Origin of the sequence: Streptomyces tibetensis, assembly GCF_007655005.1 — a bacterium.
In the GTDB taxonomy this organism is placed as follows: Bacteria; Actinomycetota; Actinomycetes; order Streptomycetales; family Streptomycetaceae; genus Streptomyces; species Streptomyces tibetensis.
In genome coordinates, this window is sequence record NZ_SZVW01000003.1 from 173,135 (window position 1) to 189,215 (window position 16,081).

Sequence of the window (16,081 nt, forward strand, 5' to 3'; positions counted from 1 at the left end):
GCCGGTTCCCTTCGTGGGAGCCGGCCTGACCGTCCCTCAAGGAGGTACGTGGATGACCAGTACGGTCCCCGCACTCGGTACCCGGTCCGCCGAAGGGTCGGCCCTGCAGGCCGTGCTCCTCGACATGGACGGCACGCTCGTGGACTCGGAGGGCTTCTGGTGGGACGTCGAGGTCGAGGTCTTCGCCTCCCTCGGCCACACGCTCGACGAGTCCTGGCGCCACGTCGTGGTCGGCGGCCCCATGACCCGCAGCGCCGGGTTCCTCATCGAGGCCACCGGGGCCGACATCCCCCTCGACGAGCTCACCGTGCTCCTGAACGACGGCTTCGAGGACCGCATCGGCCGCGCCCTGCCGCTGATGCCGGGCGCCGGGCGGCTCCTCGCCGAGCTGTACGAGTACGAGATCCCCACAGCCCTGGTCTCCGCCTCGCACCGGCGCATCATCGACCGGGTGCTCACCTCGCTCGGCGCCCACCACTTCAGCCTGACGGTGGCCGGTGACGAGGTGCCGCGCACCAAGCCCCACCCCGATCCGTACCTGGCCGCCGCCGCCGGACTGGGCGCGGACCCGGCCCGGTGCGCCGTCATCGAGGACACCGCGACCGGGGTCGCCGCCGCCGAGGCCGCGGGCTGCCAGGTCGTGGCCGTGCCCTCCGTGGCCCCCATCGCCCCCGCCCTGCGCCGTACGGTCGTCACCTCCCTCGAAGAGGTCGACCTGACATTTCTGCACGGCTTGATGACGGAAATGCGCTAGGTGTTCACCCAGCGTGCAGCGGCGTTAGGACGGCAATTCCGAAGGTGAATTCGAAGCTCTCCGGGCGATCGAATTCCCGTACCTTCGAACCCGTTTACGCGTGTGACGTTCCCCACGCATTCGGGGGTCGACAGTGGATCCGGCGTGTGCTGCGCGCCCCCTCCAGGGGGCTGTCGGCGTGCCCTTGTGTCCCGATTGATGGAACGCTGCACCAAAGCTTCCGCTGTCGGGTATTCGGTCTGTCCGCGCCCGGTTCCACAGCGTGATGGGTGCTCAACTCCGGTGGCTGCGAACCCTCCTGCCGGCCCGGACTAACCTCGTCGCGAGAACATCGCCCCACCCCCGTGATCCGCTGCGCCACCCCTGCATGCCGGGTACACGGAGTCGACAGCTCTGGAGAAACTCGAGCATGAACCGCAAGACTTTGGTGCTGCCGGCCGTGATCGGCTTGCTCGCGCCGGTGCTCGCCGCCTGCGGCGGGTCCGACAGCGGGAGCGGCGACAGCGACGCGATCGTTGTCGGCACCACGGACCGGTTCACCGCCTCGAAGGACGCCCCGGCGCCCCTCGACCCGGCCTACGCCTACGACGTCGGCACCTGGAACATCCTGCGCCAGACCGTGCAGACCCTGATGATCCAGCCGCGCGGCGAGGGCGAGCCGGTACCGGAGGCCGCCGAGCGGTGCGGCTTCACCGACACCGGCAACGAGCGCTACGCCTGCACCCTGCGCGACGGCCTGAAGTTCTCCAACGGCAACGCTGTCACCGCGGCCGACGTGAAGTACTCCATCGACCGCGCCCGCTCCCTCAAGGCCGACAGCGGCGTGTTCGCGCTGCTGTCCACCATCGACACCATCGAGACCCAGGGCGACCGCGAGGTCATCTTCCACCTCAAGACCGCCGACGCGACCTTCCCGTACAAGCTGTCGACCCCGGTCGCCGGCATCGTCGACCCCGACGACTACCCGAAGAACAAGCTGCGCGACGGTTTCGACCTGGCGGGCTCCGGCCCGTACACCCTCAAGGCCGACGTCGAGAACAACGAGCTGGTCAAGGCCGAGTTCACCAGGAACCCCGACTACAAGGGGACCCTCAAGGTGAACAACGACAAGGTCGACATGGTGTCCTTCAAGGACGCCGACGCCATGGGCAAGGCACTGGACAAGGGCGACATCGACCTGATGACCCGCGCCATGTCGCCGGATCAGATCCGCAAGCTCTCGGGCGACGCCGACACCGACGTCGACCTCGTCGAGATGCCCGGCCTGGAGATCCGCTACCTGGGCTTCAACACCGACGCCCCGACGGTGAAGTCCAAGGCCGTACGCCAGGCGATGGCCCAGATCGTCAACCGCAGCGCGCTGGTCTCCAAGGTCTACGGCTCCCAGGCCGAGCCGCTGTACTCGCTGGTCCCGGCCAGCGTCACCGGCCACTCCAACTCGTTCTTCAACAAGTACGGCGAGCCGAGCGTCACCAAGGCCCGTGCCCTGCTCAGCCAGGCGAACATCACCACCCCGGTGAAGCTGACGCTGCACTACACCACCGACCACTACGGCCCGGCCACCAAGAAGGAGTTCGAGGTCCTGCGCGACCAGCTGAACTCCAGCGGCCTGTTCGACGTCGGCATCAAGGGCACCCCCTGGGACACGTTCCGCCCGGCCGAGAAGAAGGGCGACTACGACGTCTACGGCATGGGCTGGTTCCCGGACTTCCCGGACGCCGACAACTTCCTCGCGCCGTTCCTCGACGCCGACAACACGCTCGGCTCGCCGTACGCCAACAACCAGATCCGCAACACCCTGATCCCGGAGTCCCGCCGTGAGGCGGACCGGCTGTCCGCCTCCACCAGCCTGACGGACATTCAGGACATCGTCGCCGGCGACGTGCCGGTGCTGCCGCTGTGGCAGGGCAAGCAGTACGTCGCCGCCCGCGACGACGTCACGGGTACCGCGTACGCGCTCAACTCCGCCTCGACGCTCCAGCTGTGGGAGCTCGGGCGGGGCGTGAGCGGCTGACGGACCCGCAGGATCCCCGGGGCCCCTGACCGCGGCCCCGGGGAGCCGTGCCCCGGAGCCGGGGACAGGCTCCGGGAGTTCTCGAGAACCGACGACAAGGCACACACGTGAACCTACGCAACCAGTGGCCGGTCCTGCCCATCGTGGCGGGGCTCGCCTCCGGACTGCTGACCGGCTGTGGCACGGAGAGCGGAGACTCCGCGGGGGACGGCTCCAACGTGGTGGTGGGGATGTCCGACGACGTCCTGGCCACGGACCCGGCCTCCGGCTACGACCCCGGCTCCTGGCTGTTGTTCAACAACGTCTTCCAGTCCCTGCTGAGCTTCCCCAAGGGCGCCACGGAACCCCAGCCGGAGGCCGCCGAGAGCTGCGCCTTCAGCGACACGCAGACCCGGGTCTACAGGTGCACGCTGAAGGACGGCCTCAAGTTCAGCAACGGTGACGCGCTCACCTCCGAGGACGTGAAGTTCTCCTTCGACCGCATGCTGAAGATCAACGACCCCGACGGGCCCGCGATCATGTTCCCCACGCTCGACAAGGTCGAGACGCCGGACGAGAAGACGGTCGTCTTCCAGCTGAACACGGCCGACGCCACCTTCCCCAGCAAGGTCGCCTCCGGCGCCGGTTCCATCGTCGACCACAAGGAGTACGACGCGGGCAAGCTCCGCAAGGACGGCCAGGCCGTCGGCTCCGGCCCGTACAAGCTCGACTCCTTCGACGACGGCCAGGCCGTCTTCTCGGTCAACGAGAACTACGAGGGCACCGCCAAGGTCAAGAACACCGGCGTCACGCTGAAGTTCTTCGACGGCGACCAGACCGCCCTGAAGCAGGCCATCCAGAACGAGGAGGTCGACATCGCCTACCGCGGTCTCACCGCGGGCGACGTCGCCGACATGGAGAAGGCCGACGACGGCACCGGCACCGAGGTCGTCGAGGGCAGCAGCGCCGAGGTCCAGCACCTCGTGTTCAACATGGACGACCCGGTCGCCGGAAAGCTCGGCGTCCGCAAGGCCATCGCCCACCTGCTCGACCGCGAAGCCGTCATCAAGGACGTCTACCAGGGCACCGCCACACCGCTGTACTCGATCATCCCGGCCGGTATCGCGGGCCACAACACGGCCTTCTTCGACACCTACGGCGCCCGGCCCTCCAGGGCCAAGGCCCAGGCCGCGCTGCGCGAGGACGGCATCACGGACAGGGTGAAGCTCACCCTCTGGTCGACCCCGTCCCGCTACGGCCCCGCCACAGACCAGGAGCTGGAGGCCATCGCCGGCCAGCTCAACGCCAGCGGCCTGTTCGACGCGAGCGTCAAGTCGGTCCCCTTCGGCCAGTACGAGAAGGACATCGCCGCGGGCAAGTACGGCGTCTACGTGAAGGGCTGGGTGCCGGACTACCCGGACGCCGACAACTTCACGGCCCCCTTCTTCGGCGAGGGCAACGTGCTGAGCAACAACTACGACAACGGCACGATCACCGGCTCGCTCATCCCGCGCACCGCCGCCCTGACCAACCGGGCCTCCACGGACAAGGAGTTCGGGGAGCTGCAGGACATCGTCGCCGACGAACTCCCCGTTCTGCCGGTGTGGCAGGCCAAGCAGTACGCGGTCGTCCGCGACGGCGTCTACGGCCTCGAGTACTGCCTCGACGCGTCGACGGTGTTCCGCTTCTGGGAGCTCAGCAAGGACGCCTGACGCACCGATGTGAAGAAGGGCGCCTCCCGCTCGGCGGGGGCGCCCTTCCTCGTTTGCCGGCTCGCCCTGGCTACTGCGCGCCCGGGCGCACCAGCCCGCTCTCGTACGCGTACACCGCCGCCTGTACCCGGTCGCGCAGGCCCAGCTTCGTCAGCACATGCCCGACGTGTGTCTTGACGGTGGTCTCGCTGACGAACAGGTCGGCGGCGATCTCCGCGTTGGACAGCCCGCGCGCCACCAGCTTCAGCACCTCGACCTCGCGGTCGGTGAGCGTGTGCAGCGTGTTCGGCACCGGCTCGTCCCCCGACGGCAGATGCGTGGCGTACTTGTCGAGCAGCCGGCGCGTGATGCTCGGCGCGAGCATCGCCTCGCCCCCTGCGACGACCCGGATGGCCTGCACCAGTTCGTTGGCCGGCGCGTCCTTGAGCAGGAACCCGCTGGCACCGGCGCGCAGCGCCTCCACCACGTACTCGTCGAGGTCGAAGGTGGTCAGCACCAGCACCTTCGCCGGGCCGTCCCGCTCCGGCCCGGTGATCTGCCGGGTCGCCTCCACACCGTCCATCCGCGGCATGCGGATGTCCATCAGAACCACATCGGGCTGTAGCGCACGCACCTGGTCGAGTGCCTGCAGTCCGTCACCGGCCTCCCCGACGACCGCGATGTCCTGCTCGGCCTCCAGGATCATCCGGAAGCCGGTACGGAGCAGTGGTTGGTCGTCGACCAGTAGGACGCGGATGGCCACGTAAGTCTCCTTCGCTAGTCCGGCCCCATTCTGCCCTGCGCGGGCCCGCCGGACTCAGGCGCCCTCACCGGCGACGGGCTGCACCGCAAGCTCCGCCGCGCGCACCGGCAGCGGATACGGCGGGGGAGTGCCCCCGAACTCCGGGCAGTGCGCCCGGTGGTCGCACCAGCCGCACAACTTCGTGGGCCGCGGCCGCCAGTCGCCCGTCTCGGTGGCGAGCCGGATCGCCTCCCACAGCGCCAGCAGCTTGCGCTCCACCCGCTCCAGGTCGGCGAGGACCGGGTCGTACGTCAGCACCTGGCCGCTGCCGAGGTAGACCAGCTGGAGCCGCCGGGGGACCACGTTCTTCAGCCGCCACACCACCAGGGCGTAGAACTTCATCTGGAACAGGGCGCCCTCGGAGTACTCCGGCCTGGGTGCCTTGCCCGTCTTGTAGTCGACGATCCGGACCTCGCCCGTGGGCGCCACGTCGACCCGGTCGATGATGCCGCGCAGCCGCAGCCCGGACTCCAGCTCCGCCTCGACGAACAGCTCCCGCTCGGCCGGCTCCAGACGGCTGGGGTCCTCCAGGGTGAACCAGCGCTCGACGAGCTGCTCCGCCTCGCTCAGCCAGCGCGCCAGCCGCTCACCCTCGGGGTCGTCGGCGAACAGCTCCCCGACCTCCGGACGGGTCTCGCGCAGCCGGTCCCACTGGCCGGGGATCAGGGACTTCGCCCGCGGCGCCGTGCGCTCGGCGGCCGGGGCGTCGAAGAGCCGCTCCAGGACCGCGTGCACCAGGGTGCCCCGGGTCGCGGCCTCGCTCGGCTTCTCCGGCAGCCGGTCGATCACCCGGAAGCGGTAGAGCAGCGGGCACTGCATGAAGTCACTGGCACGCGAGGGGGACAGCGAGGCGGGCGGTATGGCGGCGGACCCGGTCACCAGGGCGCTCACGGCGGCGGTCTCGGCCGCCGCCTCGGCCACCGGCTGGGCCTCGGCCTCCGTCTGTGCCTCTGCCGCCACCGGCTGGGCTTCGGCCTCCGCCTCTGCCGCCACCGGCTGGGCTTCGGCCTCCGCCTCTGCCGCCACCGGCTGGGCTTCGGCCGCTGTCCGTGCTTCTGCCGCCGTCTCCGCGGGCCCGGCCGGGACCGGCGGATCCACCGCCGCGGCCGGGCTGCTGTCGGGCTGCGCCGCGCCCTCGGTGCTCGTCTCCATGCCCCAGACCTTACGGCCCGCCACTGACAGTGACCCGGCCGTGTTCCGTGGGGGAAGCCGGGAGAGGAGGTCGACGTACGGGAAACACAGGGGTGCCGGGGCGAAACGCACCACGACGGACGCATACCATCGACTCGAGACCCTCCCGTCCGGCAGGCGCGGGAGACGCTTCGATCGAGGGGACACCGGTGGACGAGAGCGGCGGGCGCGGGCGGCCGCGGTCCGGCAACGACGAGTCGGCCGAGCGCCACACGGGGCGTCCGGACCGGGCCACCGACCCGTTCCCCACCGGCGAACAGCCCACGGACGAGCCCCGCCTGACCCCCGAGCAGCCCACGCCGGCGCCGGCGCCGGCCGGCCCGACGACGCCTGCCGATACCCCGGCCGGCCCGACGACGCCTGCCGATACCCCGGCCGGCCCGACGACGCCTGCCGATACCCCGGCCGGCCCGACGACGCCCGCCGATACCCCGGCCGGCCCGACGACGCCCGCCGATACCCCGGCCGGCCCGACGACGCCCGCCGATACCCCGGCCGCCCCGACGACGCCCGCCGGCACCCCGGCCGGCCCCGCGGACGACTCTGCAGCGGATCAGGGCCCCACGGGCGACGCTTCGCCGGACCCGCGGACTCCGGATGACGCCGCCCCCGCAGAGCGCGACACGACCGGCCCGGCCGAGGGTGACACGCCCCATCCGCCCGAGGGCGACACGCACCCCGATCGCGCCTACGCCGACGGCACGCACGCGGCGGCATCCGCCGGCCGGCCCGAGAGGGACCGCCTGCACCAGGCCCCGGCCCCGGGTTCGGACGATCCGGACCGCCGGCATCCCGCGGCCCCCGCCCCGGAGCCCGGCCACTCGTCCCACCACGGCGACCGCCCCCTCGCGCACTCCGCCGATGGCAAGGGCCCCGCCCCCCAGCGGCCGGAGCCCCGAGGCGGGCTGCTCATGGGGCGGCCCTTCGGGGTGCCCGTGTACGTCGCGCCGAGCTGGTTCCTCGTCGCCGCGCTGATCACCTGGGTGTTCGGCGGCCAGCTGGAGCGCGTGCTGCCCGAGCTCGGCGCCGCCCGCTACCTGGTCTCCCTCTTCTTCGCGGTCGCCTTCTACGCCTCCGTGCTCGTCCACGAACTGGCCCACACGGTCGCCGCCCTCCGCTTCAAACTCCCGGTCCGCCGCATCCAGCTGCAGTTCTTCGGCGGCGTCTCCGAGATCGAGAAGGAGGCCGAGACCCCCGGTCGCGAGTTCGTCCTGGCCTTCGTCGGGCCCCTGCTCTCCCTGGTCCTCTCCGGCGTCTTCTACGCCGCCCTGCTGGCCGTGGAACCCGGCACCGTCCCGGGCGTCCTGCTCGCCGGCCTGATGATCTCCAACCTCATCGTGGCCGCGTTCAACCTCCTGCCGGGCCTGCCCCTCGACGGCGGCCGCATGCTCCGGGCCGTCGTCTGGAAGATCACCGGCAAGCCGATGACGGGCACCATCGCCGCCGCCTGGGTCGGCCGCGCCCTCGCCGTCTCCGTCCTCATCGGACTGCCGCTGCTGACCCAGTCCGGCGCCCTCGGCACCGACGCCGTCGACAACGTCGGCATGGACACCGTCCTCGACGCCCTGCTCGCCGCCATCCTCGCCGCGATCATCTGGACCGGCGCCGGCAACAGCCTGCGCATGGCCCGCCTGCTGGAGCACCTCCCCGAACTGCGCGCCCGGGCCCTCACCCGCCGCGCGGTCCCCGTCGAGATCGACACCCCGCTCTCGGAGGCCCTGCGCCGCGCCAACGCCGCCGGGGCCCGCGCTCTGGTCGTCGTCGACGCCGACGGGCAGCCCCTCTCCCTCGTCCGCGAGGCCGCCATCGTCGGCGTACCCGAGCACCGCCGCCCCTGGGTCGCCGTCAGCGGCCTCGCCCAGGACCTCACCGACGGCATGCGCGTCTCGGCGGAACTGTCGGGCGAGGAACTCCTGGACGCGCTCCGGGCGGCCCCCGCGACCGAGTACCTGGTCGTGGAGGAGACGGGAGAGATCTACGGCGTGCTGTCGGCGGCCGACGTGGAACGGGCCTTCGTGAAGGCGATGGCCAGGCCCAGCTGAGTGGTCGGAGCCCCCCTCGGGGACCGGTAGGCTGGTCACATGTCCGAACCGACCGGTGCCGCCCGCAGGCGCGGGCCCTTCAAGGTCGGGGACCAGGTTCAGCTGACCGACCCCAAGGGCCGCCACTACACGTTCACGCTCGAGGCCGGGAAGAACTTCCACACCCACAAGGGTTCCTTCCCCCACGACGAACTGATCGGCGCTCCCGAGGGCAGCGTTGTCCGCACCACGGGGAACGTCGCCTACCTCGCGCTGCGCCCCCTGCTCCCCGACTACGTCCTGTCCATGCCCCGCGGCGCCGCCGTGGTCTACCCCAAGGACGCGGGGCAGATCCTGGCCTTCGCCGACATCTTCCCCGGCGCGCGCGTCGTGGAGGCGGGCGTAGGCTCCGGCTCGCTCAGCAGCTTCCTGCTGCGGGCCATCGGCGACCAGGGCATGCTGCACAGCTACGAGCGTCGCGCCGACTTCGCCGAGATCGCCCAGGCGAACGTGGAGCGCTACTTCGGCGGCCCGCACCCCGCCTGGCAGCTCACCGTCGGCGATCTCCAGGACAACCTGTCCGACGCCGACGTCGACCGCGTCATCCTCGACATGCTCGCCCCCTGGGAGTGCCTGGAGGCCGTCTCCAAGGCGCTCGTCCCCGGCGGCATCCTGTGCTGCTACGTGGCGACCACCACCCAGCTCGCCCGGACCGTGGAGTCCATCCGCGAGATCGGCTGCTTCAACGAGCCGACCTCCTGGGAGACGATGATCCGCAACTGGCACATCGAGGGCCTGGCCGTCCGCCCGGACCACCGGATGATCGGCCACACCGGCTTCCTGCTCACCGCCCGCCGCCTCGCCGACGGCGTCGAGCCGCCCATGCGCCGCCGCCGCCCCGCCAAGGGCGCCTACGGCGAGGACTACGAGGGGCCCAACGCCGACGGCGGCACCGCCCGCTGAAGCGGCCCGTCACCGCGCGCAACGCATCGGCGCCGTGGCGGAGTTCCCGGATCCGTACCGGAACTCCGCCACGGCGCCCTTTCGTTGCCGCCCGGGGTGAACCCTCGCCCGACGCTGTTGACCTGCCGCACAGGCCCTGACGGCCCAGGGCTCGCGGTGGGAGGGCGTGGCAGGGGCGCTGCCCCACGGGCTCGCTGACACAGCGGCAGGAATCGCAACCCTTCAGACTTCCCCGGCACAGGACATGCACACCCCGCCGTTCCCTCGGACTGTGACGTGTGGCACCATGCTGGCCACCCCACCGGCACAGCCTCAGGAGACCCTCCTAGTGCAGTCTTCCGCCGTCCCGGAGCTCGCCCACACCCACACCCGCCCCATCCACTGGCTCGCCACGGCCACGGCCGTCGCCGGCGTCGTGGCCTTCTCCTCGATCCTGCAGCCCGGCGCGGCGACGGCGGCTCAGCCGGCCGCACCCGAGACCAAGAGCGCTCCGGCGCACCTGACTCCGCCCGACCCGGCCGCGGTGGCGTTCCCGATCGAGTGCGGCCCGGTGAAGGCCGTGGTGCGGAAACGGGCTTCCGGGGACCTCGACGGCGACGGCCGGCCCGAGACGGTGGCCGTGGTCCATTGCGACTCCCCGATGGGCACCCCGCCGGACGGCGTGTACGTCGTGACGCGCGACGCCGACGGCGGCACGCCACGCGTCGTGGCCACCCTGCTCGACCCCAAGGACGGCACCACCGTCACCGACTTCGCCGTGCGCGACGGCGCCGTGACGGCCACGCTCCTCGGCTACTCGTCGACCGACGTGCCGCGTTGCTGTCCCGACGTGAAGAGCGACGCGAAATGGCGTTGGCAGGGCGGCTCGTTCGTCCGCTCCACGCCCGCCGGAGCCCGCAGCGTGTGAGGCATGTGCGACGGCCCGTGTGAGATATCAGACAGCAGTGACGGAACGTAGAGAAGCAGTCACTCCGCGTCCGGACCGTAGACCTCGGCCCTGTCCGAAACTCGACGTACGTGGATGCACTCGCCCGGACACTCCTTCGCGGAGTCGATCACGTCCGTGAGGAGCGGCAGCGGAACGGGCGTTGTCGCTCCCTTGTCCTGGAGCAACTCCTCGTCGGCGCTCTTCACATAGGCCAGACCGTCGATGTCCAGCTCGAACACCTCGGGCGCGTACTGGGCGCAGATGCCGTCGCCGGTACACAGGTCCTGGTCGATCCAGACCTCCAGCTCCTCGCCTTCCGCCCCGGCCACCTGCTGCACGCTCATCTCTCCTGCCGTTTCTCCGCCGAGCCGTGTCGGGAATCCGGCCAGCTCCGGCGGGTGTTGAACAGTTCGACCCTACCTTCGCCTGGGTTCCAATCATGTTCGCTGGGTATTCCCCTGGCGTGAGGGAGAGCGCAAGGGTGAAGATCGGACACACCCCGACCGTCTTTGTGATCTAGGGGTTTCAATCGACACCCGCCCAGGTAGGGTCTGGAAGCGTCCAGCTCCCCTTGGAGGAGGTGAGGACCGTGGCAGCCCACGACGACGACATGAACCGCGGCATCCGCCCGGGACGCGGGTCCGACGACCCGGCCGGGCAGATCGCTTACCTTGAGCAGGAAATCGCCGTCCTGCGGCGCAAGCTCGCCGACTCTCCGCGACACACGAGGATTCTCGAAGAGCGGATCGTCGAGCTGCAGACCAATCTGGCCGGCGTGTCCGCGCAGAACGAGAGACTCGCCAACACGCTCCGTGAGGCCCGTGACCAGATCGTGGCCCTCAAGGAGGAGGTCGACCGGCTCGCGCAGCCGCCGGCCGGCTTCGGGGTCTTCCTGACGGCGAACGAGGACGGCACCGCCGACATCTTCACCGGCGGCCGCAAGCTCAGGGTGAACGTCAGCCCCAGCGTCGAGCTCGAGGAGCTCCGGCGCGGCCAGGAAGTAATGCTCAACGAAGCGCTCAACGTGGTCGAGGCCATGGAGTACGAGCGCGTCGGTGACATCGTCACCCTCAAGGAGATCCTCGAGGACGGCGAGCGGGCCCTCGTGCTCGGGCACACCGACGAGGAGCGGGTGGTACGGCTCGCCGAGCCGCTGCTGGACGTGAACATCCGGCCCGGTGACGCTCTGCTGCTCGAACCCCGCTCGGGCTACGTCTACGAGATCGTTCCGAAGAGCGAGGTCGAGGAACTCGTCCTCGAAGAGGTCCCCGACATCGGCTACGAGCAGATCGGTGGTCTCGGCGGCCAGATCGAGGCCATCCGGGACGCCGTCGAGCTCCCCTACCTCTACCCGGACCTGTTCAAGGAGCACGAACTGCGGCCGCCGAAGGGTGTCCTGCTGTACGGGCCCCCCGGATGCGGCAAGACGCTCATCGCCAAGGCCGTGGCCAACTCGCTGGCCAAGAAGGTCGCCGAGGTGACCGGCCAGGCCGCCGGCAAGAGCTTCTTCCTCAACATCAAGGGCCCCGAGCTCCTGAACAAGTACGTCGGTGAGACGGAGCGGCAGATCCGCCTCGTCTTCCAGCGGGCCCGTGAGAAGGCCAGCGAGGGCACGCCCGTCATCGTCTTCTTCGACGAGATGGAGTCCCTCTTCCGCACCCGTGGCTCCGGTGTCAGCTCGGACGTGGAGAACACCATCGTCCCCCAGCTGCTCGCCGAGATCGACGGTGTGGAGGGCCTGCAGAACGTGGTCGTGATCGGCGCCTCCAACCGTGAGGACATGATCGACCCCGCCATCCTGCGGCCCGGCCGGCTCGACGTGAAGATCAAGATCGAGCGTCCGGACGCCGAGGCGGCCAAGGACATCTTCGGCAAGTACCTCACCGAGCGCCTCCCGCTGCACGGCGACGACCTCGCCGAGCACAGCGGCTCCAAGGCCACCACGGTCCAGAGCATGATCCAGACGGCTGTGGAACACATGTACACCGAGTCCGAGGAGAACCGCTTCCTGGAGGTCACCTACGCCAATGGTGACAAGGAAGTCCTCTACTTCAAGGACTTCAACTCCGGCGCCATGATCGAGAACATCGTCGGCCGCGCCAAGAAGATGGCGATCAAGGACTTCCTCGAGAAGAACCAGAAGGGCCTCCGCGTCTCCCACCTCCTCCAGGCCTGCGTGGACGAGTTCAAGGAGAACGAGGACCTGCCGAACACCACCAACCCGGACGACTGGGCCCGGATCTCCGGAAAGAAGGGCGAACGGATCGTGTACATCCGTACGCTCATCACTGGAAAGCAGGGTGCGGACACCGGACGCTCCATCGACACGGTGGCGAACACCGGTCAGTACCTGTAAAAGGCAGGGCGGCTGCGGGTGCCCTCGGCGGGTACCCGCAGCCGACTGTTTTTCAGGCCACGGCTGGAGCAACGCAATGACGCAAATGATCTCCCCACCAGCGCAAAGGCGTTCTAGGCTCTTGCGTACCGCCGAGTCGCGCAGTGCGGGGACGGGCACCGCACACGCAACCGAGCGCCAGCGGTATCTGAGTGGCGCCCACGACCGAGGGTGCCGCCGGGCAAGGAGGGCCGCATGACCGTACGGCGAGTAATGGGCATCGAGACGGAGTACGGGATCTCCGTCCCCGGCCACCCCAACGCCAATGCCATGCTCACCTCGTCCCAGATCGTGAACGCCTACGCGGCGGCGATGCACCGGGCCCGCCGGGCTCGCTGGGACTTCGAGGAGGAGAACCCGCTGCGGGACGCGCGAGGCTTCGACCTCGCCCGCGAGGCCGCCGACTCCAGCCAGCTCACCGACGAGGACATCGGCCTGGCCAACGTGATCCTCACCAACGGGGCACGGCTCTACGTCGACCACGCACACCCCGAGTACAGCTCCCCGGAGGTGACCAACCCCCGGGACGCCGTCCTCTGGGACAAGGCCGGCGAGCGGATCATGGCGGAGGCCGCGGAACGGGCCGCGCAGCTGCCCGGTGCCCAGCCCATCCACCTGTACAAGAACAACACCGACAACAAGGGCGCGTCCTACGGCACGCACGAGAACTACCTGATGAAGCGGGAGACCCCCTTCTCGGACATCGTGCGGCACCTGACGCCGTTCTTCGTCTCCCGTCAGGTCTTCGCCGGAGCGGGCCGCGTCGGCATCGGCCAGGACGGGCACGAGCACGGCTTCCAGCTCAGCCAGCGGGCCGACTACTTCGAGGTCGAGGTCGGCCTCGAGACGACGCTCAAGCGCCCGATCATCAACACCCGCGACGAGCCGCACGCGGACGCCGAGAAGTACCGGCGCCTGCACGTGATCATCGGCGACGCGAACCTGTCGGAGATCTCGACCTACCTCAAGCTGGGCACGACCTCGCTGGTGCTGTCGATGATCGAGGACGGTTTCATCGCCGTCGACCTGGCCGTCGACCAGCCCGTCCGCACCCTCCACCAGGTCTCGCACGACCCGTCGCTGAAGCGCCTGATCACACTCCGCAGCGGCCGTACGCTCACGGCGGTCCAGCTGCAGATGGAGTACTACGAGCTGGCGCGCAAGTACGTGGAGGAGCGGTTCGGAGCGGACGCCGACGACCAGACCAAGGACGTCCTGTCGCGCTGGGAGGACACCCTCACCCGTCTGGAGCACGACCCGATGAGTCTGGCCGGAGAGCTGGACTGGGTCGCCAAGCGGGAGCTCATGGAGGGCTACCGGCGCCGGGACAGCCTCGACTGGGACGCGGCGCGGCTGCACCTGGTCGACCTCCAGTACGCCGACGTACGGCCCGAGAAGGGCCTGTACAACCGTCTGGTGGCCCGCGGGCGCATGAAGCGGCTGCTGACCGACGCGGACGTGGAGCGGGCCCGTACGGTGCCGCCGGAGGACACCCGGGCCTACTTCCGCGGCCGCTGCCTGGAGCAGTACGCGGACGACGTCGCGGCGGCCTCCTGGGACTCGGTGATCTTCGACCTGCCGGGCCGGGATTCGCTGCAGCGGGTCCCAACCCTGGAACCGCTTCGCGGAACGCGTAATCACGTCAAGGAGCTCCTGGACCGCTGCCGCACCGCGGAAGACCTGGTCAGGGTCCTGTCGGGCGGGTGACCGCTTGAAGCGGGTACTCGTCGGGAACCGGCCGGACAGGGTGGAAAATCCCTGGTCCGGGAATCATCGAGGTGGCCCCCGTACGTTGGAGCAACTGCGGGGCCATTGTCAGACCCGGCGAGTAGGGTCTGATCTTGACCGAGCAACTGTGTCGGGCGAACCGAGCGGGGTGAGGGATATGGCGACCAAGGACACCGGCGGCGGACAGCAGAAGGCCACCCGGTCCACCGAGGAGGTCGAGGAGCAGGCGGCGGAGACGCAGGCTTCCGAGGACCTCAAGGAGCGTCAGGAGAAGCTGAGCGACGACGTGGACTCGGTTCTGGACGAGATCGACGACGTACTCGAGGAGAACGCGGAGGACTTCGTGCGGTCCTTCGTTCAAAAGGGCGGCCAGTAAGACCCTGGAGCCTTCGTTCTGAAGGTGAGCGGAGTGCGTGGGCGAGGGACGAGCCGAGCGCGGAGCGCTGCGCGCGGGGCACCGCATGACGGGCTGCCCCCTGTGCGCGGCGCTCCGGGCGTCGGTGGCTTTCCGAACCCCGTGCCCGCCCGGTGTGCGCGGCGGGCAAGTGCGGCGTCGCTCCGGCGGAGTTGGTCCCGCCGGGCATGTGGATCACCGCCGAAGGACGGGTAGGGTCCGAGGCATACCGAGCCCCCGGTGGCAACCGGACCGGGGTTGTTCCAAGGATCGGCCCGACGTCACAGGGCGGGCTGTCGCATACGTGGAAGGAATCGCGTGGAAGCCAACACTCGTAGCACCGGGCGTCTACCAGCTGCCTTCCTGACGCCAGGGTCTTCCTCCTTCATGGACTTCCTGTCCGAGCACCAGCCGGAGATCCTGCCCGGCAACCGGCAGCTGCCTCCCACCCAGGGCGTGATCGAGGCACCGCACGGGACGACGATCGTCTCCGTGACGTTCCCCGGCGGTGTGGTCCTCGCCGGTGACCGGCGGGCCACCATGGGCAACGTCATCGCGCAGCGGGACATCGAGAAGGTCTTCCCGGCCGACGAGTACTCGGCGGTGGGCATCGCCGGCACGGCGGGCCTGGCCGTGGAGATGGTGAAGCTGTTCCAGCTGGAGCTGGAGCACTTCGAGAAGGTCGAGGGCGCGCAGCTGTCCCTGGAGGGCAAGGCGAACCGGCTGTCGACGATGATCCGCTCCAACCTCGGCATGGCCATGCAGGGCCTGGCCGTGGTGCCGCTGTTCGCCGGGTACGACGTGGACCGCGGCAAGGGCCGGATCTTCTCCTACGACGTCACCGGCGGCCGCTCCGAGGAGCACAACTACGCCGCCACCGGTTCCGGGTCGATCTTCGCGCGCGGTGCGATGAAGAAGCTCTTCCGGGACGACCTCAGCGAGGCCGAGGCCACGACGCTCGTGATCCAGGCCCTCTACGACGCGGCAGACGACGACTCGGCGACCGGTGGTCCCGATGTCGCCCGCCGGATCTATCCCATCGTCACCGTGATCACCGACGACGGCTTCCGCCGGCTCACCGAGACCGAGGCCTCCGAGATCGCGCGCTCGATTCTCGAGCGGCGGCTGGAGCAGCCCGACGGGCCGCGGGCCGCGCTGCTGTAGCGGCGATCGTCTTCGTGAAGGTGGTCCAGTGAACCGACGGAATCTTCAAGAGAGGGA

The 16,081-nt window shown here is 69.9% G+C and carries 12 protein-coding genes and 1 pseudogene; 10 read left to right on the forward strand and 3 right to left on the reverse strand.

Annotated elements, in window-relative coordinates; all coding sequences use genetic code 11:
- The first annotated feature begins 52 nt into the window (after positions 1 to 52).
- The 3 genes from FDO69_RS05655 to FDO69_RS05665 all read left to right on the forward strand — a co-directional run bounded on the left by FDO69_RS05655 (position 53) and on the right by FDO69_RS05665 (position 4,459).
- Positions 53 to 754, forward strand: coding sequence for an HAD family hydrolase (locus FDO69_RS05655; protein WP_104778641.1), 702 nt, complete (start codon positions 53 to 55; stop codon positions 752 to 754).
- Positions 755 to 1,163: 409 nt separating this feature from the next.
- On the forward strand, positions 1,164 to 2,768 hold the full coding sequence (locus FDO69_RS05660) for an ABC transporter substrate-binding protein (RefSeq protein WP_104778642.1): 1,605 nt from the start codon (positions 1,164 to 1,166) through the stop codon (positions 2,766 to 2,768).
- A gap of 107 nt (positions 2,769 to 2,875) precedes the next feature.
- A complete protein-coding gene (locus FDO69_RS05665; RefSeq protein ID WP_104778643.1) occupies positions 2,876 to 4,459 on the forward strand; it encodes an ABC transporter substrate-binding protein in 1,584 nt (527 codons plus the stop codon).
- Between the two features lie 70 nt (positions 4,460 to 4,529).
- Here the strand turns inward: FDO69_RS05665 and FDO69_RS05670 are convergent, their stop codons facing one another.
- Positions 4,530 to 5,201, reverse strand: a complete 672-nt coding sequence (locus tag FDO69_RS05670; RefSeq protein ID WP_104778644.1) for a response regulator — start codon at positions 5,199 to 5,201, stop codon at positions 4,530 to 4,532.
- A 14-nt stretch (positions 5,202 to 5,215) separates the two neighbouring features.
- Positions 5,216 to 6,161, reverse strand: a pseudogene (locus FDO69_RS05675) (RecB family exonuclease).
- A 419-nt stretch (positions 6,162 to 6,580) separates the two neighbouring features.
- Between FDO69_RS05675 and FDO69_RS05680 the strand changes: the two are divergent.
- From FDO69_RS05680 to FDO69_RS05690, 3 genes are all read left to right on the forward strand, one after another.
- Positions 6,581 to 8,473 carry a site-2 protease family protein gene (locus tag FDO69_RS05680; RefSeq protein ID WP_104778645.1) on the forward strand — a complete coding sequence of 631 codons (1,893 nt, stop codon included), beginning with the start codon at positions 6,581 to 6,583 and terminating at the stop codon, positions 8,471 to 8,473.
- A 39-nt stretch (positions 8,474 to 8,512) separates the two neighbouring features.
- Complete coding sequence (locus FDO69_RS05685; protein WP_104778646.1) at positions 8,513 to 9,415, forward strand: tRNA (adenine-N1)-methyltransferase; 903 nt, start codon at positions 8,513 to 8,515, stop codon at positions 9,413 to 9,415.
- 328 nt (positions 9,416 to 9,743) lie between these two features.
- Complete coding sequence (locus tag FDO69_RS05690) at positions 9,744 to 10,322, forward strand: hypothetical protein (protein ID WP_104778647.1); 579 nt, start codon at positions 9,744 to 9,746, stop codon at positions 10,320 to 10,322.
- A 59-nt stretch (positions 10,323 to 10,381) separates the two neighbouring features.
- On the opposite strand, the gene FDO69_RS05695 is transcribed toward FDO69_RS05690, so the two are convergent.
- A complete protein-coding gene (locus FDO69_RS05695) occupies positions 10,382 to 10,687 on the reverse strand; it encodes a ferredoxin (RefSeq protein ID WP_104778648.1) in 306 nt (101 codons plus the stop codon).
- A 245-nt stretch (positions 10,688 to 10,932) separates the two neighbouring features.
- Here FDO69_RS05695 and arc point away from each other — a divergent pair, with 245 nt between their 5' ends.
- The 4 genes from arc to prcB all read left to right on the forward strand — a co-directional run bounded on the left by arc (position 10,933) and on the right by prcB (position 16,024).
- Positions 10,933 to 12,699, forward strand: coding sequence for a proteasome ATPase (arc, locus tag FDO69_RS05705; RefSeq protein WP_104778650.1), 1,767 nt, complete (start codon positions 10,933 to 10,935; stop codon positions 12,697 to 12,699).
- Between the two features lie 234 nt (positions 12,700 to 12,933).
- The gene (gene dop / locus FDO69_RS05710; protein WP_338105734.1) at positions 12,934 to 14,445 is read left to right on the forward strand and encodes a depupylase/deamidase Dop; all 1,512 of its coding nucleotides are present in this window, start codon (positions 12,934 to 12,936) and stop codon (positions 14,443 to 14,445) included.
- Positions 14,446 to 14,623: 178 nt separating this feature from the next.
- Positions 14,624 to 14,842 carry a ubiquitin-like protein Pup gene (locus tag FDO69_RS05715; protein WP_019757212.1) on the forward strand — a complete coding sequence of 73 codons (219 nt, stop codon included), beginning with the start codon at positions 14,624 to 14,626 and terminating at the stop codon, positions 14,840 to 14,842.
- A 336-nt stretch (positions 14,843 to 15,178) separates the two neighbouring features.
- On the forward strand, positions 15,179 to 16,024 hold the full coding sequence (gene prcB, locus FDO69_RS05720) for a proteasome subunit beta (protein ID WP_104778652.1): 846 nt from the start codon (positions 15,179 to 15,181) through the stop codon (positions 16,022 to 16,024).
- Positions 16,025 to 16,081 lie beyond the last annotated feature (57 nt).

Bases quoted from the DNA above. Each gene is read 5' to 3' on its own strand.
- FDO69_RS05655 (WP_104778641.1), top strand. From the start codon at position 53: ATGACCAGTACGGTCCCCGCACTCGGTACCCGGTCCGCCGAAGGGTCG.
- FDO69_RS05660 (WP_104778642.1), top strand. From the start codon at position 1,164: ATGAACCGCAAGACTTTGGTGCTGCCGGCCGTGATCGGCTTGCTCGCG.
- FDO69_RS05685 (WP_104778646.1), top strand. From the start codon at position 8,513: ATGTCCGAACCGACCGGTGCCGCCCGCAGGCGCGGGCCCTTCAAGGTC.
- FDO69_RS05695 (WP_104778648.1), bottom strand. From the start codon at position 10,687: ATGAGCGTGCAGCAGGTGGCCGGGGCGGAAGGCGAGGAGCTGGAGGTC.
- dop (WP_338105734.1), top strand. From the start codon at position 12,934: ATGACCGTACGGCGAGTAATGGGCATCGAGACGGAGTACGGGATCTCC.
- FDO69_RS05715 (WP_019757212.1), top strand. From the start codon at position 14,624: ATGGCGACCAAGGACACCGGCGGCGGACAGCAGAAGGCCACCCGGTCC.